The organism is Fictibacillus sp. NRS-1165 (assembly GCF_050468105.1).
Classification (GTDB): domain Bacteria; phylum Bacillota; class Bacilli; order Bacillales; family Fictibacillaceae; genus Fictibacillus_C; species Fictibacillus_C terrinigri.
The window spans coordinates 264,254-285,400 of the sequence record NZ_JBDPNU010000019.1 but is presented as its reverse complement, the minus strand read 5'-3'; the positions used below and the strand labels follow the sequence as shown (position 1 = coordinate 285,400).

The 21,147-nt window shown below is 48.3% G+C and carries 20 protein-coding genes; 10 read left to right on the top strand and 10 right to left on the bottom strand.

Annotated elements, in window-relative coordinates; genetic code table 11:
• Positions 1 to 289 precede the first annotated feature (289 nt).
• Positions 290 to 1,039: a sulfite exporter TauE/SafE family protein gene (locus ABHN01_RS08460; protein ID WP_429875153.1), complete on the top strand. Its 750-nt coding sequence runs from the start codon at positions 290 to 292 to the stop codon at positions 1,037 to 1,039.
• Between the two features lie 298 nt (positions 1,040 to 1,337).
• Here the strand turns inward: ABHN01_RS08460 and ABHN01_RS08455 are convergent, their stop codons facing one another.
• The 5 genes from ABHN01_RS08455 to ABHN01_RS08435 all read right to left on the bottom strand — a co-directional run bounded on the left by ABHN01_RS08455 (position 1,338) and on the right by ABHN01_RS08435 (position 6,145).
• Positions 1,338 to 2,639: a S8 family peptidase gene (locus ABHN01_RS08455; protein ID WP_429875152.1), complete on the bottom strand. Its 1,302-nt coding sequence runs from the start codon at positions 2,637 to 2,639 to the stop codon at positions 1,338 to 1,340.
• Positions 2,640 to 2,772: 133 nt separating this feature from the next.
• Positions 2,773 to 2,904, bottom strand: coding sequence for a DUF1641 domain-containing protein (locus ABHN01_RS08450; RefSeq protein WP_429875176.1), 132 nt, complete (start codon positions 2,902 to 2,904; stop codon positions 2,773 to 2,775).
• Positions 2,905 to 3,158: 254 nt separating this feature from the next.
• Positions 3,159 to 4,046: an SMP-30/gluconolactonase/LRE family protein gene (locus tag ABHN01_RS08445; protein ID WP_429875151.1), complete on the bottom strand. Its 888-nt coding sequence runs from the start codon at positions 4,044 to 4,046 to the stop codon at positions 3,159 to 3,161.
• 8 nt (positions 4,047 to 4,054) lie between these two features.
• Positions 4,055 to 5,086 carry a Gfo/Idh/MocA family protein gene (locus tag ABHN01_RS08440; protein WP_429875150.1) on the bottom strand — a complete coding sequence of 344 codons (1,032 nt, stop codon included), beginning with the start codon at positions 5,084 to 5,086 and terminating at the stop codon, positions 4,055 to 4,057.
• A gap of 381 nt (positions 5,087 to 5,467) precedes the next feature.
• Positions 5,468 to 6,145 (bottom strand): DNA alkylation repair protein, encoded by a 678-nt coding sequence (locus ABHN01_RS08435; protein ID WP_429875149.1) that lies wholly within the window; start codon positions 6,143 to 6,145, stop codon positions 5,468 to 5,470.
• A gap of 45 nt (positions 6,146 to 6,190) precedes the next feature.
• Here ABHN01_RS08435 and ABHN01_RS08430 point away from each other — a divergent pair, with 45 nt between their 5' ends.
• The 6 genes from ABHN01_RS08430 (at position 6,191) to brnQ (ending at position 13,281) form a co-directional block, all read left to right on the top strand.
• A complete protein-coding gene (locus ABHN01_RS08430; protein WP_429875148.1) occupies positions 6,191 to 6,613 on the top strand; it encodes a DALR anticodon-binding domain-containing protein in 423 nt (140 codons plus the stop codon).
• A 132-nt stretch (positions 6,614 to 6,745) separates the two neighbouring features.
• Positions 6,746 to 7,525, top strand: coding sequence for a DeoR/GlpR family DNA-binding transcription regulator (locus ABHN01_RS08425; protein WP_429875147.1), 780 nt, complete (start codon positions 6,746 to 6,748; stop codon positions 7,523 to 7,525).
• Positions 7,522 to 8,841 (top strand): four-carbon acid sugar kinase family protein, encoded by a 1,320-nt coding sequence (locus ABHN01_RS08420; RefSeq protein ID WP_429875146.1) that lies wholly within the window; start codon positions 7,522 to 7,524, stop codon positions 8,839 to 8,841. Before ABHN01_RS08425 ends, ABHN01_RS08420 begins: the two co-directional genes overlap by 4 nt.
• Complete coding sequence (pdxA, locus tag ABHN01_RS08415; protein WP_429875145.1) at positions 8,838 to 9,857, top strand: 4-hydroxythreonine-4-phosphate dehydrogenase PdxA; 1,020 nt, start codon at positions 8,838 to 8,840, stop codon at positions 9,855 to 9,857. The genes ABHN01_RS08420 and pdxA overlap by 4 nt, the downstream gene beginning before the upstream one ends.
• Positions 9,858 to 9,956: 99 nt before the next feature.
• Positions 9,957 to 11,225, top strand: a complete 1,269-nt coding sequence (locus tag ABHN01_RS08410) for an MFS transporter (RefSeq protein ID WP_429875144.1) — start codon at positions 9,957 to 9,959, stop codon at positions 11,223 to 11,225.
• A 697-nt stretch (positions 11,226 to 11,922) separates the two neighbouring features.
• Positions 11,923 to 13,281 (top strand): branched-chain amino acid transport system II carrier protein, encoded by a 1,359-nt coding sequence (brnQ, locus tag ABHN01_RS08405; RefSeq protein WP_429875143.1) that lies wholly within the window; start codon positions 11,923 to 11,925, stop codon positions 13,279 to 13,281.
• Positions 13,282 to 13,341: 60 nt separating this feature from the next.
• On the opposite strand, the gene ABHN01_RS08400 is transcribed toward brnQ, so the two are convergent.
• Complete coding sequence (locus ABHN01_RS08400; protein ID WP_429875142.1) at positions 13,342 to 13,779, bottom strand: hypothetical protein; 438 nt, start codon at positions 13,777 to 13,779, stop codon at positions 13,342 to 13,344.
• A gap of 194 nt (positions 13,780 to 13,973) precedes the next feature.
• On the opposite strand from ABHN01_RS08400, the gene ABHN01_RS08395 reads away from it, so the two are divergent.
• From ABHN01_RS08395 to ABHN01_RS08385, 3 genes are all read left to right on the top strand, one after another.
• Positions 13,974 to 14,573 carry a LysR family transcriptional regulator gene (locus tag ABHN01_RS08395; RefSeq protein WP_429875141.1) on the top strand — a complete coding sequence of 200 codons (600 nt, stop codon included), beginning with the start codon at positions 13,974 to 13,976 and terminating at the stop codon, positions 14,571 to 14,573.
• The gene (locus tag ABHN01_RS08390; protein WP_429875140.1) at positions 14,546 to 14,842 is read left to right on the top strand and encodes a LysR family transcriptional regulator substrate-binding protein; all 297 of its coding nucleotides are present in this window, start codon (positions 14,546 to 14,548) and stop codon (positions 14,840 to 14,842) included. The genes ABHN01_RS08395 and ABHN01_RS08390 overlap by 28 nt, the downstream gene beginning before the upstream one ends.
• A gap of 71 nt (positions 14,843 to 14,913) precedes the next feature.
• Positions 14,914 to 15,669 carry an AAA family ATPase gene (locus tag ABHN01_RS08385; protein WP_429875139.1) on the top strand — a complete coding sequence of 252 codons (756 nt, stop codon included), beginning with the start codon at positions 14,914 to 14,916 and terminating at the stop codon, positions 15,667 to 15,669.
• Positions 15,670 to 15,689: 20 nt separating this feature from the next.
• Here the strand turns inward: ABHN01_RS08385 and argH are convergent, their stop codons facing one another.
• Genes argH through ABHN01_RS08365 form a run of 4 tightly spaced genes read right to left on the bottom strand, consistent with a single transcriptional unit; the run spans position 15,690 to position 21,129 of the window.
• Complete coding sequence (gene argH, locus ABHN01_RS08380; protein WP_429875138.1) at positions 15,690 to 17,198, bottom strand: argininosuccinate lyase; 1,509 nt, start codon at positions 17,196 to 17,198, stop codon at positions 15,690 to 15,692.
• Between the two features lie 18 nt (positions 17,199 to 17,216).
• A complete protein-coding gene (locus ABHN01_RS08375) occupies positions 17,217 to 18,902 on the bottom strand; it encodes an ABC transporter permease (RefSeq protein ID WP_429875137.1) in 1,686 nt (561 codons plus the stop codon).
• Positions 18,899 to 20,014 (bottom strand): ABC transporter ATP-binding protein, encoded by a 1,116-nt coding sequence (locus ABHN01_RS08370; protein WP_429875136.1) that lies wholly within the window; start codon positions 20,012 to 20,014, stop codon positions 18,899 to 18,901. Before ABHN01_RS08370 ends, ABHN01_RS08375 begins: the two co-directional genes overlap by 4 nt.
• Positions 20,015 to 20,040: 26 nt before the next feature.
• Positions 20,041 to 21,129 carry an extracellular solute-binding protein gene (locus ABHN01_RS08365; RefSeq protein ID WP_290397836.1) on the bottom strand — a complete coding sequence of 363 codons (1,089 nt, stop codon included), beginning with the start codon at positions 21,127 to 21,129 and terminating at the stop codon, positions 20,041 to 20,043.
• Between the last annotated feature and the right edge of the window lie 18 nt (positions 21,130 to 21,147).

The following is a 21,147-nucleotide window of genomic DNA, read 5'->3' as shown; positions in this document are numbered from 1 at the left end:
CATAACGCTATTTAAACACATCAGGAAGATTAATAGGCAAAATCTTCTAAAATTTACAGAAAAACATTCTATCTACCTACACAAACGGCTCCATTTTCCTAAAAATGGTAATTTATCCTTACTCCATGACCAAAACTAGCAAACCATGTTTTTTATAAAAATTTACATTCTACTGGATAGCACGTATGCCAGTCCCTTCTATTGATTTTTATGGAAAAGTTTGCTTTAGTTAAATAAAGAATCATAACAAGAATGACGGAGGATCCGCCAAAGAAAGGAAACGATCACCTTGTTCATTACACTAACCATGCTCCTGATCGGACTGATCTGCGGTTTTGTCGGTGTCGGCGGAGCAGGTTTTATCATTGCTATACTCGTGCTTTTTCACATCCCCATCCATACCGCGCTCGGCACATCGCTTGCCGCCATGGCGTTTACAACTCTTTCAGGAGCGTACAGCCACTTGAGGGAAGGAAATATTTCGCTTAAAGCTGGTGTTTGGACGGGCGGATTCGGTGCCATCGCTGCTTACTTCGGTTCCAAGCTGTCCTCCCTCATCCCAGGTGAACATCTGCATTATTTGACGGCTGGCATGCTGCTGCTGTCAGCCGTCCTGTTTATCTTGCGTTTCTTCATGATGAAGCGCAGAGTGGATGAAGTGATCGATGAAACACTCGGCTATCCTACCCTTCTGATAAAGGCGCTTGTTCTCGGTATGACCACAGGCCTTTTATCCGGAGCGTTCGGCATCGGGTCGGCTCCGTTCATCCAGATCGGACTTATGCTGCTTTTCGGCCTGTCCATCCGCCAATCGATCGGAACGACAATGCTCGTGATTCTGCCGATCGCGGCTGGCGGCGGGTTCGGTTACATCATAGAAGGCTATCTTGATCTCATGCTGCTGTTCCAGGTGCTGGCCGGCACGATGACAGGGGCCTATCTTGGGGCTAAACTGACGAAGTTCGCACCAAAACCAGTGCTGAAAACGGCGATGGTCGCGACGCCGGTCGTCGCTGCCCTGCTCATATTGTTCGAGTAGCTGTTTTTGCGGGATTTTGCAGGAAAAGGGGAAAAGAGCGATTCTGAAGCGTTTGCTTCAGTCAATCGCTCTTTTTTTGTTTGAGAGCGCAGAAAATTTGGTGGAACTTAGAAAACCTTCGTTAGTTTTTTGAGGAATACGCGCCGATTGGGGTAAACTACGCGTCAATCTAACACAAATACACGCCAATCTATCGATTTATGTTCAATCTGTGGATACACACAATCATTTGACATCGCCGCAGCAGCCATCCCACGGCACAAAAAGAGGAGGCACCCTGGGAACCTCCCTAAAACCTCTATATTAACTTGCTGACATCGAGATAGCCTTTGCCTTGAGTATTGCCCGGAAATCCCCAGTCTTTGGCGCTATCCAGCAGCTTTTCTTTTACCTCATCCGGTGACAGATCCGGATTCTGCTGAAGAACGAGTGCCGCCGCACCCGCGCAGATCGGCGTTGCCATGGATGTGCCGGAAAGTGAGCAATAATCCTCATCTACACGGCTGCTCTTTGAGAGCTTGTCCAAGTAAGAACCAGGCGCACGCAGTGAGACAATGTTAACGCCCGGCGTCAAAAGGTCGGGCTTTGTTAAGCCATCAATCGTTGGTCCTCTGCTCGAAAAATCGGCAGGAATATCATCGCTCCGATCTACCGTATTGAGATCGTCCATCGCACCTACCGTAATGACTTTTGGGCTGATTCCAGGACTGGAGATGGTATTATCATCCGGGCCTTCGTTACCGGCAGCAACACAGACAACCAGCCCCTGCTGCCATGCTTTTTCGACTATTTTTACGACTGGATCCTCTGCAGCGGGCTGTGTCGCCTCGCTTCCAAGAGACATGGAGATGATTCTAATGCCATACTTGTCTTTATTATCGATGCACCATTGCACACCGGCAATAACAGCAGACAGTGAACCAGAGCCCATCTTGTCCAGCACCTTTACACCAACAATATTGGCTTCCGGCGCAGGACCTTTGTATTTTCCATCTGACAAGAAGCCGTTTCCAGCCGCATCCCCCGCACAGTGTGTGCCATGCCCGTTATCATCATAGGCATCTGTTTCTTCGTTCACTAAATCCTTGAACGCTGTGATGCGGCCTTTGAGATCGTCATGGGGATAGACCCCAGTATCGACAATCGCAATTGTCACATCTTTTCCGGTGACTCCGGATGAATTCAGGACATCCGCCCGAATGGAAGGTGAAGCTTTGTCCAGCAGTGCTTTTACTTCGCGGTCATGATGTATTTTTTTAATATGAGTGCAGTTATTTAAAAGGTCCTCTATCCCATTGGCAGTTATTGTCGCAGCACAAAAGGGAATGCTTGAGAACTGATGATGGACCGCACACTTGCGATGTCCTGAAAGGATCTGATGAACCTGTTCCAGCCCTAGGGTGCAAGCGTCGCCTTCTTCATAAAATTCTATGATCACCGGCAGTTTATTTCTCTTTTTTAATCGGTTTTCGAGCGTGCTGTGAAGAAAACAAGGAACTTTTTTAAACGGCCGATATAGATTTACGAGCTGTAAACGCATCGACCGGTCCAGCTTATTGGCATGCTGGCGAACCATTTTTACCATAGAAAAACCAAACACCGTTTTTTCCCCCTTTGTTTAGAAGTTGTACTATTCTATGAAAAGTACTGAAAAGGGAAACGGTGTTCGTCCAAACTTTTACTAGATTTGTCGAAAATGATAGAAGTGCCCTCTAATAGACAGCTAGATAATCTTATTTTTTCGCAGGATCCTTCGGCCCATGCCCGCGCAGAATCTGAAGGAGGATATAGATCCCCCGGTTAATTTCAGGTTCTCTGAGCGCTTTTATCAATCCGAAAACCCTGCATTCTTTTCCGCATTGTATAACTTACAGTGAGATGGTCGATGCCTTCAAGGTCGAGCATGCCGAGCCATACTATTAAACGTGGGATGTTATGGAAGATGGTAGAGTTCGGTCTTTGGATGGCTCGTATTCAACTGCCAACGATCGTGCTGTTTGGAGATCATTGCTGTTCAGCATGGCTAAAAAAAGCCCGGCTCACTGTGAACAGTGGACCGGGCTTTTGTGAATTGGGCACTCTAGCAGGGTGTTCCTCTTCTACGTGCTTACACCGCTTGCTATCCTTTAAACCGGTACGAGGGCTTGCCTGCCACGCCTGGTTTACAGCGAAACAGTCCGCCGGCGAGCGGCTGCTTCTTAAGATCTTGCTCACTCAATTCTTTTCTTGCCGTGGTGATGTACAGTTCATCCAGCTTTTCACCGCCAAAGATGCAGCAGGTGACGTTGGAAGCTGGAACCTCGATTGTATCCAAAACTTCCCCGTTGGAGGGATCCACCCTGACCACACCCCAGCCGCCATAAAGGGCGATCCACAGCATTCCTTCTTCATCGATCGTCATGCCATCAGGCGCACCTTGTTTATCCGTAAAATCAATAACGGTTTGCCCCTCGCCTAACTCACCTGTTTCTTTGTTATAACTATAGGCCTTCACCTTCATGGTCGAGGTATCGATGAAATAGAAAAGGGTTTCGTCCGGGCTCCACGCCATGCCGTTGGAGATGGTCAAATCGGTGAATATCTTTTCCACCTTTTTATCTTGATTGAGTACGTACAGCGAGGCCGCCCCTTTTTCCTCATCGAATGCAATCGTTCCGGCTAAAAAGCGTCCCGCCGGGTCACACTTTCCGTCGTTAAAGCGGTTCTCGGGAAGACGAGCCTCGGGATCCGCGATTTTACTCATACGCAAGGATTCATTCCCACCAAGTTCCAGATCATAAAACCCATGATGAGCTGCCAGCAGAAAACCACCGGATTCCTTAAAGGCCAGTGCCCCAGGATATTGATCGAGCCGGTATTTTGTCCTTTTTCCGGACTTTGGCTCAAATACATGAATGCATTTTCCATTTATATCCAGCCAGTACAGCTTACCTTCCCGTTCATTCCAGATCGGTCCTTCCCCAAGCGAGGCTTTTGCATCGTGTATCAAGTCCACTCTAGCTGTCATGGCGGCCATCACCCTGTTACTTCGGAAACGCATTTTTCAATCTCGGAAAGCTCCACTCTCCTGCCTTCTTTATGAGAGAGTGCAGCGGCTTCGTTCACCAGCGTCAGGCCCCGGATGTCTTCTTTCGTGATGGCAGGAGCCGTATGGCTCGTTATCGCGGCGACCCATTGCTCCATCGCTGAAGGCAAGGCTTCTGGAAGCTGATCGGACATGATGACACCTTCTTTTTTTACCCGGTCACTGATCAGCTCTCTCGGCTCTCGGTTTTCCGTCAGCAAGGTTCCTTCGGTGCCGTATAATTCCAGCTGATCCGGACATCCGTAGGAAAGAAATCCTGTCTCAATGGTTCCGAGCGCGCCTGATTCAAACTCAAGGATGACAACTGCATTGTCATCCACGTCATAGCCGTTGGTCTGCTGCAGACGTGCGGTCACTGCTTTTACTTTTCTACCTAAGCGGTTTGAAAGATAGATAGGATGCGCCCCAAGGTCGATCAATGCCCCGCCGCCTGCTTCTTCTTTATTAAAGAATTGCCCAGGAAGCCATCCATTCCTGCTTTCCTCTGTAGGAACTGCACCATGATGGGCCACTCGGCAGCGGATCGATGTCAGTTTCCCGAGGCATCCCTCATCCAATATTTTTTGTGCGTAAAGGTAGAAGCGTTCGGTAAGCCTTGGCAAGGAAACCATCAATTGAACGCCTGCCTCCTCCGCCGCAGAAAAGATTTCATCGCATTCCTTTACGGTCGGAGCAAGCACTTTCTCCGTAAAAATATGCTTGCCGTGGTTTGCCGCAGCGGTAATGATCTCAGTGTGAGCGGTGGTTGGAGCTGCCACAATTACTCCATCGACCGATGAGTTGGATAGCACCTTCCCCAGGTCGGCCTCAAACGGTACGCCAAGTTCTTCCGCCCACTCTTCTCCCCGCTCTCTGTCTTCATCCCAAACGAGAGTAATGTTGATGCCTTTGTTTTCACTTGCTTCCTTCGCGTAATCCGCCGCATGAACATGCCATTTGCTTAATAGTGCCACATTGACCATCTTTTCCAGCTCCCTTTTATGTATGAATAAGTATGAATGTTACCGTACTCCTTAATCCCCTATATACCGACCCTGAAAACGGGGCGGCCAATTATTACCGGTCCATTTCCATGAGCCGGCACTCCATTTTCTTCTTCTCCTCCCCTTTTTCTTTAAAAATACTATATATGGTGCCAGGCACCCCGCTTTTGACCTATTTCAAAAGGCGGTGCCTGGCACCACCATTATGCTTTCTTTTTCTGCTCTTTTAATAGGCGAGCCCTAGCAGCAGGATCGGAAAGAGGAACTGGAAGGTATTCCAGCTGTTCACGAAAAAACACAAATAAAGGTGCCAAGTATGAGGATCCTTTCTTTCCTACTCGGCACCGAATTTCTGAACGTCTATTCGATATGCTGTATATTTTTGAGGGCTTCCTTTCTGCTCAGCGGCTGCAGTCCCGTAGCGTTCACAAACTCGACGACGAAACCGGGGTTCGTCTTCGCGTATTCCCTCAGCGCCCAGCCGATCGCTTTGCGGATAAAGAATTCTTTATTCTCCTTTTGCTGTTCAATGACATATTTTAAAATGTCTTCATCCGTCTCTTTTTTATACCCGAGCTGATAGAGAATAGCGGTCCGGTTCAGCCACATGTTCGGTGAATGGATCCACTTCTCCACCAGTTCCTGTTCACGATGCTTGAACGATTGTATGTAATGGCCCATATGGTGCTTGGCGATGTGATCCACCGTATCCCACCATGACTTTTCAGTGATCGTTGCCTCCAGTGCTTGAAGATCATGTTCCTGTATGTCCTTTCTCAGCTTGTCCACAAAAAACATGCCCGCATACTGCATTTCTCTTTCCCTGTAGTTCCAGCATTTTTTCGTCAGCTCCGGGATGCTCATATCCGGCAGCCCGTACATTTTCACATGATTCCTGATCACCTCTTTCATGATCGGTGACTTTAAGCCGTAGAAGGCAAATTTGTTCTTCATGTATGCCTGCATCTTCACAGCATCCGCCGCGGTCTGCCTGCTCCGTATTTCTTCATGCAAGGTCTCAAGATATGTCATGGCCATTTCCGTTCCCCCTCAACAGTTGTTCCCTAAATTATAACAGAAAGGGTGCCGGTGGGCGGGTGCCTGGCACCATCTTTTGATAGATGTCAAAATGCGGTGCCTGGCACCCTAGGTGAAACCGGCCTGTATGTTCAATATGCACATGTAAGAACCTGTTCCATCCTAAAAAAAGCAGGAGACCTGAGCCAAATGAACACTGGCCTGCATGACGATTACAGCTGGGAGCTGGTAAAAACACTTATGGCATTTCCAGAGGTCATTCAAAAAAGCCTCAGACTCTATGAACCTTCCCAGATCGCCAAGTACTTGATTGACGCAGCACAGGAATTTAACGCGTTTTACAGCCACGTCAGAGTACTGGAGGAGAATGAGGGCCTTGCCAGCCGTGTCTCACTGGTCAAGGCCGCAACCATCGTTTTAAAAGAAGGTTTGCGCCTCCTCGGCATTCAAGCACCCGAACAAATGTAAGGTTTACCCACTCTCTTTATCCCCTGGATAAGAGAGTTTTTTTATGTTGAGTAACTATTCCGAAAAAAACACTTGCATAAATGAACATAAAGTAACATAATTGAACAAAAGATAATGATAAGGATGAACAACATGCTGCCGTTAGAACGAAAACTAGAAATCTTAAAACGAACCGATAAACAAGGAAAAGTTCAAATTGAACAGCTGGTAGAAGAACTCAACGTTTCCGGTATGACGATCAGAAGGGATCTGGCCCAGCTGGCAAAAGAGGGCAAGCTTATCCGGACCCACGGCGGGGCTGTTGCAGTGAATCCGCTCATCCCGGAAACTCCCTACCAAAACAAGTCGATGACAAGGATGAATCAAAAACATCTGATCGCCAAGTATGCAGCAGGTCTGATTCCGGAAGGGGCACAGATTCTTTTAGACTCCGGAACAACAACTCTGGAGATTGCCAAAGTGATCAAATCAAGAGAAGACTTAACGATTGTGACCAACGATTTGAAGATTGCCGCTGAGCTCATTGAAAGCCCGTCGGAGGTCATTTGTACAGGGGGCACGCTGCAGCGGGGGATCGGCTCGTTCGTTGGCCCCCATGCACAGGACCTGCTCCATCAGATCCGAGTGGACCTTCTGTTCATGGGTACACACGCTATCAATCTGGAAAAGGGCCTGACTGCCCCTACGATGGAAAAGGCGCTGATTAAGAGATTGATGACTGCCGCCGCCACAACTACATGGGTCGTGGCCGACTCCCAAAAATTCAACAAAAGCTCTTTTGCTCAGATATGTTCACTGGAAAAGGTAGAAGGCATCATTACCGATGCGGAATTAACACATGAAGATACTGTGCGGTATGGAGAAGTGACCTCCATTTATACCGTAAAAGACAGCGAGGTGAATCATGGATGAGAATTGCAGTGATCTCGGATGATCTGACAGGCGCCAACGCGACAGGAGTACTTTTAAAAAAACAAGGCATATCAACAGCCACCATCCTGCACGGCTTCTCCCCTCAAACCGCCTATAACTATGACGCGATCTGCATTGACACAGACAGCCGCTACACACCGAAGCACGTAGCGTACCAACGGGTTTCAGAGCTTATCGGCAGTCTGTCCGGACAGGGCGTAGAGCTGTTTTGCAAGCGCATTGACAGTACCGCCCGGGGAAACATTGGCGGAGAAATTGACGCCTGCCTTGATACCTTGGGAGAAGATTCCGTTGCCGTTGTTTTGCCGTCCTACCCTGTGTCAGGCCGTACGACCGTAGGGGGCTACCTGCTTGTATACGGCACCCCTGTCCAGGAAACGGATGTGGCTAAGGATCCGCAAGCGCCGCTGAACGAGTCGCATGTTCCTTCCATTATCAGCAGACAAAGCTCAAAGCCAGTGGCCACTCTGGAGATGAATGAAGTGCTGCAAGGGGCGTTTAAACTATCTTCCCTTCTCCAGCAAAAAATAAATGAAGGCAGCCGGATTATCGTAGCCGATGCCGTGAACGAAGAACAGATAGCAGCTGTTGCCAAAGCCATGGCATCCCTTGATGAAACGTTCGTTCCAGTCGATCCTGGACCGCTCACTGCTGCATACGTAAAGGAAAAATACAACGATGCTCCCTTCACACCGAAAATCCTGCTTACGATCGGCAGCTGTACGAAGGTAACCGGAAGGCAGATCCATCATCTTGCTGAAAACCTTCCGCTGCATACTGTCACGATCGATCCGTTAAAGCTGGCTAGGGATCAAAATGGAGAAAGAGACGAAGAGATCGCAGAAGGAGTGGAGGAAGGGCTAAGATTGCTGCAGGATCAGTCTGTCGTGTTGGTGACAACCTTCCAGAAGGATGCCCCGCTGCTCGATCTTCAGGCACTTGCCAAAGAGAAGCACACAACCGAAGCATCGCTTGCCAAGAGAATTACAGACGGCCTTGCGATCGTCAGCCAGAGGATCATTCAAAAAAGCAGAACGAGCATCTCGGGATGTTTTTCAAGCGGAGGAGATGTGACCGCTTCCTTGTGTGCCGCAGGAAAAACGCACGGCATTCAGCTGCTAGACGAGGTCTTTCCGCTGGCCGCCTACGGAAGGTTTATCGGCGGCTACCTCGACGGCCTGCCTGTCGTAACAAAAGGCGGCATGGTAGGCAGTGAATCTGCCATTACAGATTCTGTTTTATTTTTACAGCGGCAGCTTACAACAAAACCACACGAAAAGGAGATATTATCATGACACAATCCAATGCTAAACCAATCATTGCCATTCCTATGGGGGATCCGGCCGGTATCGGACCCGAAATCAGTGTAAAAGCACTTTCGAAGAGGGAAATCTATGACCTTTGCCGCCCTGTTCTGATCGGAACGGCCTCTGTTGTTGAACAGGCGATGACCTTTACCGGTGTATCTCTTCAGCTGAATCCCATCAAGGATCCTGCGGAAGGAAAGTATGAATTCGGAACCATTGATATCGTCAACCTTGAGAATGTAGACATCAGCCAGCTGGAGATCGGAAAGGTCCAAGCGATGTGCGGCCAAGCTGCTTTTGACTATATTGAAAAGAGCATTGCCTTCGCGAACAATGGGCAGGTCGACGCCGTTGCTACCACGCCGATCAATAAAGAATCCTTGAAAGCCGCGAATGTTCCGTATATCGGCCATACCGAGATGCTTGCCGGCCTCACACAGGTGGACGATCCGTTAACGATGTTTGAAGTGCGCTCACTGCGTATTTTCTTCCTGACCAGGCACTTGTCATTGAAGGATGCGATCGGCCAGATTACCGCTGATCGGGTACATGACTATTTAGTCCGCTGTGACGAAGCCCTTCAGCGACTCGGCATCGAGGAACGAAAAATTGCCGTAGCTGGCCTCAACCCTCACAGCGGTGAGCATGGGCTGTTCGGCTCCGAGGAGCTGGATGAGATTGAACCGGGAATCGAGCGTGCAAAGCAGGAGGGCATCAAAGCATTCGGCCCCGTCCCTGCGGATTCCGTTTTCCATCAGGCGCTCCACGGCAAATATGATGCGGTGCTCTCGCTCTATCATGATCAGGGACATATCGCTGCTAAGATGACGGACTTCGAACGCACGATATCGATCACGAACGGCTTGCCGTTCCTTCGTACATCAGTGGACCATGGTACGGCGTTTGATATTGCTGGCCAAGGCATCGCGGGCTCTGTCAGCATGGAAGAAGCGATCAAGCTTGCTGCTCAATATTCTGTTCACTTTCGTACACAGAAAGTTTGAATTTGAAAAACGAGAGAGGATCAACGCCTCTCTCTTCTTTTCAAAAATTTAATTGTAAACGGTTTCTTATAACATTTTCAAAATCAGGAGGGGTTAAAAATGGCTTCAGCAAAATGGGGTAAGATCATACCAGTCGCGTTTGTCATGTACATGCTCGCTTACATGGACAGAATCAATATCGGCGTTCTCATGCCGTACATTCAAAAAGATCTGGACATTTCTGCGTCAGCTGCCGGAGATATTGCAGGAATTTTCTTTGTCGGTTATTTAATCCTGCAGATTCCGGGAGGCATTTTGGCCACAAAGTGGTCGGCGAAAAAATTTATTTTCATCCTGATGATCCTATGGGGACTCGCCGCGATGGCGACTGGCTTCGTTCAGACGGAGGGCCAGCTGAAATTGGTGCGTTTTCTTTTAGGTGTTGCAGAAGGCGGAGTCTGGCCGGCTGTGCTTGTCCTCCTCGCCAATTGGTTTACGTTGAAAGAACGCGCAAGAGCGAATGCGTTCTGGATGGCCTGCCTTCCCGTTTCTGCGGTATTGATGGCTCCCCTGTCAGGCGTACTGCTTAAACATTTTGACTGGCAGACGGTTCTGATTTTGGAGGGTGCTCCCCCGTTGATCTGGGCATTTGTCTGGTATGCTCTTGTCAAAGATAAGCCGGCTGAAGCCAAATGGATGAGTGACCAGGAACGAAAAGAGCTGATGGCTGATCTCGAAAACGAGCAAAAAGGCGCCGTCAAGTCAGCCGGCTATGGCGCAGCATTCAAGAACATGACCGTATGGGGACTCGTCGTGATGTATTTTTTCTGGATGACCGGCTTCTACGGCTATACCTTATGGGTGCCGAGCGTCGTCGGCACGTTTACGAAGGACTCCGCCATTATGGGCTGGCTGACAGCGGTCCCTTTTACATGCGCACTCATCGGGATGGTTCTTAACTCTTATTGGTCTGACCGGCGCATGAATCGCGTCCAGCACGTGGTCATTCCTTTGCTGATCGGTGCTGGTGCGATGGTTGCCGGACAATTTGTGGAATCCCCTGTCCTTCAGATGATCTTGCTATCCATTACAGCGATTGGTGTCTATGCACCATACGGGCCGCTTTGGGCGATTCCTACAGCTATCATTCCTGCTGGCATTGTCGGAGCAGCGCTCGGCTTGCAAAACGCAATCGGCAACCTCGGCGGCTATAACGGTCCAAAGTTTGTCGGGCTGTTTAAAGATTTAACAGGCAGTTTCCACGCGGGATTCTATTTCCTGGCTGCTTCACTCGTACTGGCAGCGATTATCACCCTGATCCTTGGAAGGTCCATTCAGACCAGCCAGAAGGTTTCGCCAGGCTCTTCAAAAATGAATAAGATCTCGTAGCCTAATCGTTGTTTCAGTGCTTCGTTTTAATTTTTAAATCGGAATCGTTACATTCGGAACGAAACATCAATATTAGAGAAGCGGAAAGCCCCGAAGAAAAGCCAAAATGGCTGTTCCTTCGGGGCTTTTTCGTTAATGCAGTAGCTGCTGGACCGTCATACGATAAAGAGCCAGTCCCACTAATTAGCGCAAACTTTATTAAAACAGCCGGCCTTCTTTTGTTTGGTTCCCCTCTATCCTTAGTGAATGAATACTGTGGGCTGCAGTGGCTTGAAATGTTCCATGCTGGCTTGAAGTAAAGGTTTGCTTTCAAGTGATATTTCCGGTCTCGCCATTCAATGGCTAAAGACCCTTCCCCACGAGGATGTCATAGCGAAGAGTACGGATCGGCATGTGTAAAGCACATCGAGTATTTGGCCTGCAGATCCGATAGGATCGCTTACGTTGCTCCGTCCATTATTCAATGGTAAAATATATCCATTTTTGTGACCCTATTTATTCAACGGCATCCTTTGAGCAGGTACACTGTCAATGAACCCCATAAAAAAAGAAAAATTGAAATTTACTAAAATCTTTTGAATTAACCCTTGAAATTTTATGTAGGCATGTTATCATCGAATAATGTATTCGACACCGAATTCGACATTAAACGACATGGAGTAAATATTCATAATATTCTAATTCGGAGGTTTTTTTCGTGTCTAACAAAGTTCAATCTTCACATACATTGGTTATCGGCCTTATGTTATTTGCTCTTTTCTTTGGAGCGGGCAACTTAATCTTTCCGGCGATGCTCGGACAAACCGCAGGAAGCAATGTTTGGATTGCTACCGCTGGTTTCTTGATCACTGGAGTCGGTGTACCGCTGCTCGGCGTTTTCGCTTTTGGTATATCCGGAAGCGACGACCTCCGGGCGATGGGAAATCGTGTACACCCGTGGTTCAGTGCCGTCTACAGTTTTGTTCTTTATCTGGCGATCGGCCCGCTCTTTGCATTGCCAAGAGCCGGAAGTGTTTCGTTTGAAATCGGCGTTAAGCCTTTTTTGCCGGAAAACAGCGGCCATTTGCCGTTATTGGTTTTCACGGTCATCTTTTTCAGTATCACGTGCGTACTATCGCTCAATCCATCTAAAATTGTGGATATTGTAGGCAAGGTTTTAACACCGATCAAGCTTACCTTTATCGGAGTATTAGTGGCAGCTGCTTTTATTCATCCGATCGGACCGATTCAGGCGCCAACGAAGGATTTTGTCCAAAACTCTTTCTTTAAAGGGTTTCAGGAAGGCTACCTGACGATGGACACATTGGCGGCTTTCGTTTTTGGCATCATCATCATCAATGCCATCAAGGAAAAAAGGGGAAGCGATAAAAAAGTCATCGCAAGAACGTGCGCGAAAGCAGCCATTATCGCAGCTGCAGTATTGGCGATCGTATATACATCTTTATCTTATATGGGAGCTTCCAGCGTTTCGAAGCTTGGAAATTTAAGCAATGGCGGAGAGGTTTTATCCGCTGTAGCCAATTATTATTTCGGCTCACTCGGAAATCTATTTTTGGGACTGATGATCACGGTCGCCTGTCTGACGACGAGTGTTGGACTGGTTACCGCATGTTCGGCTTATTTTCACAGCGTTTTCCCGAAAATTTCGTACAAGACACTGGCCATCGTACTTTCAGCGTTCAGTGCATTAACCGCAAATCTTGGTTTGAACGAATTGATCGCAATCTCAGTACCGGTTCTCACCGCGATCTATCCGCTGGCGATCATGCTCATTTTCTTAAGCTTTGCCCACCATCTTTTTAAAGGGCGTGCTGAAGTGTATCAAGGAAGCTTGCTGCTTACCTTTATCGTTAGTTTATTTGATGGATTAAATGCAGCCCACCTGCCGATCGATGGTGTAAATGACTTTTTCACAAGCATCCTCCCTCTCTACGACACAGGGCTTGGATGGATTCTTCCCGCGATCGCGGGGGCTCTTATAGGCTATGTTGTTAGTCTTCTAAGATCGAGTGGCAAGGTTCTTCACTCTCATAAAGAAACCAGAAAAGTATCTTAAACTTAATTTGGATAAAAAAAAGCTGAATGAGCGTTCTCATTCAGCTTTTTTGTGTTCATTTCACCTGTGCGGCGCACCCTCTGCGTAATCAGAAGTCGTAAAGGCGCCCACTGGAGGCATTTGTTCCTGACTGGCCGATTGCCCTCCTCCGCTTATATAGGCATTGGTTGAAGCTACCCATGTTCCATATTCTCCCGCAAGCATCGAAGTTGGTTTCATGGAAAGACGCCCGTTGATCAAATAATGGCGGGTTGAAATCGGTGGATCATCATAGATGAACAGATTTCCTGCAAACGTGGCATAGGGTGAATCAAATGAGATCTGCCTTGAATTTTCTGTCCAATAGCCCTGAATCGGTATAGGGGCTCCCCGGAAATTGATGGTGCCATTGATTTTATTGCCTTCAATGGAGTTGAACACGACTGTTCCCCAAATGAGCGGCCTGCCGCCGACGTCCGCACTGACTCCCCATCTCGATGGGACTGGTAAGGTTATCATTGCGCTACCTCCCCTTTATGTTAAGAAATTCAGTCTTATTGCCAGTATATGTAGCGACAGGGAAATGGCTCATCGCTCGAAAAGTGATTTACTCCTGACGGATCAGCAGCTCTCCCGCACCCATGATCACGCTGCGGCCTCCAAATCTAACTTCCTTGTATTGAAAAATATTAATGCTAGGAGGGGATTGGTTTATGACATTGCTTCAGTATGAGGTTTTTAAGACCATCGTAGAGACAGAAAGTTTTACAAGAGCAGGGGAAAAACTCGGTCTTACTCAATCGGCGGTCAGTCATGCGATCCGGGGATTGGAAGCAGAATTGGAAATAACGTTAGTGAACAGAGGGCGCACCGGCATAACGTTAACGAGTGAAGGAAAGCGGATGATGGAATACATCCAGGAGATTTTGGATCTCACCGAACGGATGAAACAAGAAGCAGGGCTGCTTAACGGTTTAAAAGTCGGAACGATCCGCATCGGTACATTTCCAAGCGTATCGGCTAGCCTGCTGCCTTCGATCTTAAAAAATTTTCATCAAGACTTTCCGGGTATTCATACAAAGATCTACGAAGGGGGATACGAGGAGATCAGGCAAATGATCACTTCAGGAAAGATTGATATCGGTTTCCTCACGTCTTCTGCCTCAGATCACCTTGATTTTATTCCGATTATGGAGGATCACCTCAAGATCCTCCTCCCTGCCGGCCACAAGCTGAAAGGAGAAAAAGAATCAGCATCCATGAGATCAGCAATGAGCCTTTTATCATGCCAAAAGCCGGCTGCGATGAATTGATCAAGGAGCTATTTAAAGAGAACAAAATCCAGCCCCCTATCTTTTGCGAAATTGCAGACAACCAAACGATTATCGCTATCGTGGAAAACGAGCTGGGGGTCAGCATCGTCCCTGAACTGGTTCTGCAGGGTGGTGCCAGAACAAACGCTGCATCTGTCGCCATGAAAGAAAGCTGTTACCGAACCATCGGCTTAGCCGTTCACTCTCTTGACCGGCGGTCACCGGCAGCTGATGCTTTCATTCAACTGGCAAAAAAATCTATTTCTTAAGGCTGCTTTAGTTCTTATCTCCCCTAATTAAACGATATAATAAATTCAATCCTATTTTGTAAGAGGTGGCTATGAGAGAATTACAATCTCCTTTTTACCGAAGCATTAAGCTGAAAAGGGATAAGGTTCCGTCTTTTGGGGAGTTTCCGTTCAACCTGCCAGCCGTTAAGGCGCTGGAGGAATTGGCGCTCCATCCGAACGTGACCTTTGTCGTCGGAGAGAACGGGATGGGGAAATCGACGCTGCTCGAAGCAATAGCGGTCGCCATGGGCTTCAATGCGGAAGGCGGCTCCCTAAACTTTAATTTTACAACGTACGATTCCCATTCCCATCTCGATGATTACCTTACCGTTGTCAGAGGAACCGAGCGGCCGAAAGACGGATTCTTCCTGCGTGCCGAAAGCTTCTATAATGTGGCTTCCAATATTGAAGAGATGGACAATGAGTTTGCGTTCGGTCCAAAAGTTATTGATTCATTCGGCGGAAAGTCCCTTCACGAGCAGTCGCACGGGGAGGCGTTCTTCGCCACGTTCTTGAACCGGTTTCGAGGAAAGGGCATCTATATCCTGGACGAGCCTGAGGCCGCTCTCTCTCCGCTCCGGCAGCTGTCCATGGTCTCACGCATTCATGAGCTTGTCAATGACAACTCCCAGTTCATCATCGCGACTCACTCACCGATCATCATGTCGTATCCATCGGCTAAAATTGTCGAGCTGACCGAAGAGGGCTTGCAGGAGACATCGCTGGAAGAAACAAACCACTATCAGATCATGAAGCAATTTTTTGATGACCGAGACAGGATCATGCATCATTTATTGCAGCCATAAGCCCTCCGGCGAGGGAGGGCTTACTTGCCTGCGATGAAATGATGAACTGCGCGATCCAGTGACTGGTCCGCCTGCCGCAAGCGCTCTTTCTCGTTTTGATGTGTTTGATCCATCATGAAAAGCTCTTCCTCACGCTCCGAAATCATTCGCTTTACTTCTTCCGGATTTGGGCCGCCCTGAATTTTTCGGCGATGGACAAATTCGCGGGGACAGACGATGCCCCTCCACTCTTCTTCAGTTAAAGATGCAGGATAGACCGTGCTGATCCACTCGTTCGCTTCTGTGACTGGTATTTCGTTCAATTCTTTCCCTGCGGATGTACATTTTTTTGAAACGGCGCTCGCAATCTGATGCGCTTTTCTGAAAGGCACGCCTTTATCCCGGGCGAGCACATCCGAAAGCTCTGTAATTGTGATGCAGGATTGGTTCGCACGCTTTGATGTCTTTTGCGCATCCACTTCCATCGTTCGGATGACGGCATGCATGAGCTGCAGAACACGTGAAGCTTTCTCATAGCTGCGGTACAGATGAGGCTGCAGGTCATCTTCGGTATCCACGATGTCACCGAACGGGGTGTTATGGATCATCTGAATGGCCGCCAGTGCTTCACCGGCTGCTGAACTGGCGAGTGAGCGGGAATGCTCGATCGACACCGGATTCCGTTTTTGCGGCATGATGCTTGAAATCTGCACGTATGGATCGGCCACGCGGATCACTCCAAATTCCCGTGTGGCTTGAAGGAGCAGATCCTGAATCCAGCGGCCAGAATTGATCATGAGCGTCATGACAGCGCTCGCTGTTTCCAGGAGATAGTCCCCGCCAGCGATGGCATCATAGGAGTTTTCTACAATACCTCCAAATCCTAAAAGGTCTCGTACGCGGTCTCTGCTGATCGGAAAGCTTGTCGTGGCAAGCGCAGCTGCTCCAAGCGGTGACCGGTTGACACCTTCATAGGCAGACCAGAGCCGGCGAACGTCTCTATTGACGACATCATAGATCGCAAGCAGATAATGGCCAAGCGTTGTTGGCTGGGCGGGCTGAGTGTGGGTATAAGCGGTCATGACCGTCTCAGCATGGTCCTTCGCCTGCTCCAGAAGCGACCCGCCGAGCAGGAGCGCATGTTGGATGAGCGTAAGAATATGCCTTCGCAAGACCAGCCGGTACATCGCTACCCCCATGTCGTTTCGGCTCCGCGCCATATGGACTTTCCCGGCAAGATCTGCCCCTATTTCGTCTGCGAGCCGGCTTTCCATCATAAAAAACAAATCTTCATAGAGCGGGTCATAATTCAGCTGCCGGTAATCGATCTTCCTCACCTTCTCAACGCCGGCAAGAATGGCCTCCGCTTCTTCTTTCCCAAGGATATCCTGTTCTGCAAGCATCACCACATGTGCCCGGTGAATCGCAAACATCTCTTTAAACAGATAGTCCCGCTGATCGTTGAACACATGCCTCAGAAGATGTTCTTCATATGTTTTGCCGGGGAACGACACTCCTTCATCCCGGATAAATTCATCTTTTGTTTTCACGTCTTCGCCTCCTTGTTTTTAGAGAGAGCGCTCTGCTTTAATGCCAAAAAACTTATTGGATATGAACAGCACAAGACCGATTAAGCTGATCTGAATCATTCCATACGCGGCTGCCTGCCCCATATTAAACATTCGGAGCTGGTTCATGATTTCAATGGAGATCGGACGGTTGCTTAAGGTGTACAACAGGACCGAGGTTGGAAATTCCCCAACCGCCTCCACAAAAGCAAGCATTGTACCGGCCATTATTCCAGGCATGACCAGTGGAAGCACGACCCTTCGAAATAAGTAGAACCACCCTGCACCAAGGTTTCTCGCCGCTTCCTCAAGCGAGTCATCCAGCTGCTCAAGCGAAGCATTCGTTGAACGAACGACAAGTGGAATATGGCGGATAAAATATGCCAGCGGCAAAATCCAAAACGTCCCGACCAGGATGTTGCCAAACGTAAAGGGAGATGGTTCGTTAAATGCCAAAATCAGATTCATCCCCACTACAGTGGCGGGAAGCGCCCAAGGGAGCATCACCATGATATCCAGCATATTCTTGCCATAAAATTTTCGTTTCACGAGAACATACGAGGTCAGCACACCGAACACGAGATTTCCAAGCGTCGCAAGGAACGCCAGAATTAAACTATTCCGTACAGGATCCCAGATTTTCGGCTCGGTAAACAGAAATAAATAATTCTCAGTATTAAAAACGGATGGATACGTCTGATACGTCCATGTCCCATCAGGAACAAGGGACAGAATAAGGATTGTTGCATGGGGAAGCAGGAGGATGATTACGCCTAAAACCCCCAGGATCACCATCGACCCCCTCAAAAAAGGATTCTTAATCTCACTTCGATGGGCTCCGATTCCTTTCGTAGCCATTCTGTAATCGCGCCGGTTCTGATACCACCTCATAAACAGGAGAAAGGATATCGAAACGACGGATAAAATAACAGATTGTGCAGCCGCCATCTGCAGGTTGCCGTTTACTTTAGAAAAGTAGATTTGCAGACTCAGCACCCTGAACCCACCTGCCAGCAGGAAAGGTGCGCTAAAGGAAGCCATGGAGGTCATGAATACCAAAAGAGATGCACCGACAATGGCAGGCGTTAAAAGGGGAAGCGTTACTTTTCTAAATACGGTAAACCTTCCCGCTCCAAGGTTATAGGCCGCTTCCTCAAGGGATGGATCAATGCTGCGGATGGTGCTGGAGACTGTCATATAGAAGTACACATACATCGTGTAGGCATGAACAATGAGGATGCCCGAAACCCCGCCGATCTTAAACGGAACATGTTTCAGCCCGAGCAGGTCTTTTATTGCATTTGGCACCAGGCCGGACTCACCATAAAGGAACATAAACGCCATCACTCCGACAAGGGACGGAAGGACAATCGGCAGAATCGCGGCACTGGAAAAGAAGCTTCTCCCCGGAAATTCATACTTATTGAAGATGAAAGCCAGCGGCACGCCGATCAGTGCCGAGAACAGTACACTTAAAAGTGAAATATAGACGGAGTTCCACAGTGCCCGAAGGTTGGACCGACTTTCTGTACCAAAGAAGGTTTCATAGTTTTTAAGGTTCCATCCCCCTTTGTGATGGAAACTCTCGATCAGTGTGCGAAGAGATGGATAAAGGACATAGGCCACCAGGACGAGGATAACCGGAATAAGCAGGAGGAGTGTAAAACGCCGGTCACGGTTTTTCATGTGATCATACTCCTTGCCGGTTGATGCATGACGCGCGGAATCACTCTCACATGGGATTCCGGAAAACGCACCCACACTTTATCCCCCGGCTGAGGCTCACGTCGTGTCTGGTTATTCAGAATAAGGGCCTGAACGGTTTTTTCACCTAACGAGATAAAAAGATTAACAGATGCCCCGGTAAATTGAGCCAGCTCCACGTTTCCTTCATATACATTTTGCAGGTTAAGAGGCTCTTCATCAAACACTTCAACCGCTTCCGGGCGAATGGAAACAGACAGATGATGATCTCGCTCATAAGAAGAGAAAAGAGTCTCGGCCACCACCTTTTTATTCTTGTTTTCCTCCCAGGAAAACTGAAGGGTTTCCCCCGCCTTGCCATCCCAAATGACCGGAATCAGGTTGGTTTCTCCAATAAAGGTAGCCACAAAATCATTGGCTGGTTCATTATAAATTTCCTTAGGTGTTCCTACTTGCTGACACTCCCCAAAGTTAAAAACAGCGATCCGGTCACTCATGGATAACGCCTCAACCTGGTCATGGGTCACATAGATGGTGGTGATTCCATAATCCCGCTGTAAACGAAGGATTTCTGTCCTCATCTCATCCCTAAGACGTGCATCAAGATTACTCAGCGGTTCATCCAGCAGCAGGATTTCCGGTTCGATCACAAGGGAGCGGGCAAGCGCCACCCGCTGCTGCTGCCCCCCGCTGAGCTGGCTCACCTGCCGGCCTATAAATGCTTCAAGCCTGACCTTTTTAAGTGACTGCTCTACCTTTTTCTTGATCTCGGCTGATCCGAGCCTGCGCACCTTAAGGCCAAATGCAACGTTCTCAAATACCGTCATGTGAGGAAACAGAGCATAGTTTTGAAACACCATGCCTGTATTGCGTTTTTCGGGCACTACTCTTGTCATATCACGGTCTCCGAACAGCACTCTCCCGGTCGTAGGGTAATAGAATCCTGCTATCATTCGGAGGGTAGTTGTTTTTCCGCAGCCGCTCGGACCGAGAAACGTAAAGAACTCCCCCTTTTTGACTTCTAGATTCAGCTCCTTAACGGCTTGATAATCTTTAAACGATTTGGTTATATTCTCGAGCAATACAGATGACATTTACTGCTCCCTCTCTTCTGCCTGCCTTATTCTTTTTGCTCTTTTTCCTTGCTCTTAATGTTGTTGTCCCAGTATTCCATCCACTCATTGGATTTTTGCTCAAAAACCTTCCAGTCAATGTCCATCGGCTTAATTTTGGTCTCCTCAATCCATTTCGGCAGTTCGTCGATATCTGTTCGTGTTGGAATGCGGTAATGCTTTTCTGCCAGAGTTTTGTTCGCTTCCTTGGAGTTCACAAACTCATAAAAAGCTTTCGCCGCTTTAGGATGCTTCGCATTTTTGACGAGCGCGATCCCTTCGGTCAGGACAGGCGTGCCGCTCTCTGGGATGACAAAGTCAAACGGGTAGTTTTTTTCTTCTTTAAGCATGACAACATCAGGCATGGCCCATACCGAAACGGTGCCTTCACCCTTTGCTATCTTGCTGTACATGATTTCCGGATTCGCCGAATACTCCTTCGTGTTGGCATCCAGCTTCTCCAGCCATTCATATCCTGGTTTTGTATCCTTTGAATCCTTATAGTCGCGGTAGATCATGGCAGAGAAGATCGTTCTCATCGTACCGGATGCCAAAGGATAGCGGATGACAACCTTGTCTTTCCATTTCGGATCAAGAAGCTCATCCCAGTCCTTTGGAGCTTCCTTCTTGCTGAGCTTTTTATTGTTATACATAATAACTTCTGGAGTTTGGCTCGTTCCGCTCCATGCCCAGTCCTTATCATGGAATTCGTCTTTTAGCGCCTTCGCATACGTTGGTTTGTATGGCTCGAGAAGCGCTTCTCCTTTTGCCTGGTTAAACATTACGGAAGGAGCACCCCACCAGACGTCGGCCTGAGGATTTTTCTTCTCTGAACGCACTCGGTCCAATACTTCCTGTGAACCGATATCAAGCCATTCCACATCAACATTCGGGTTTTCTTTCTCAAATTTTTGTTCAAATTCCTGGAGGATATCCTTGCCATGAGGTGAATAGATGACCACCTTTTCTTCCAGATTCTTGCTCACTTTCCCTCCGCTTGCTTTTTCCGTTTGGTCAGCTGCCATACAGCCGCTTAAAAGAAGGGAAAGGCTAACGGCAGCACCCGCTGCACAGGCCATCACTTTTTTCCCGCCCATGAAAATCACTCCCCATCG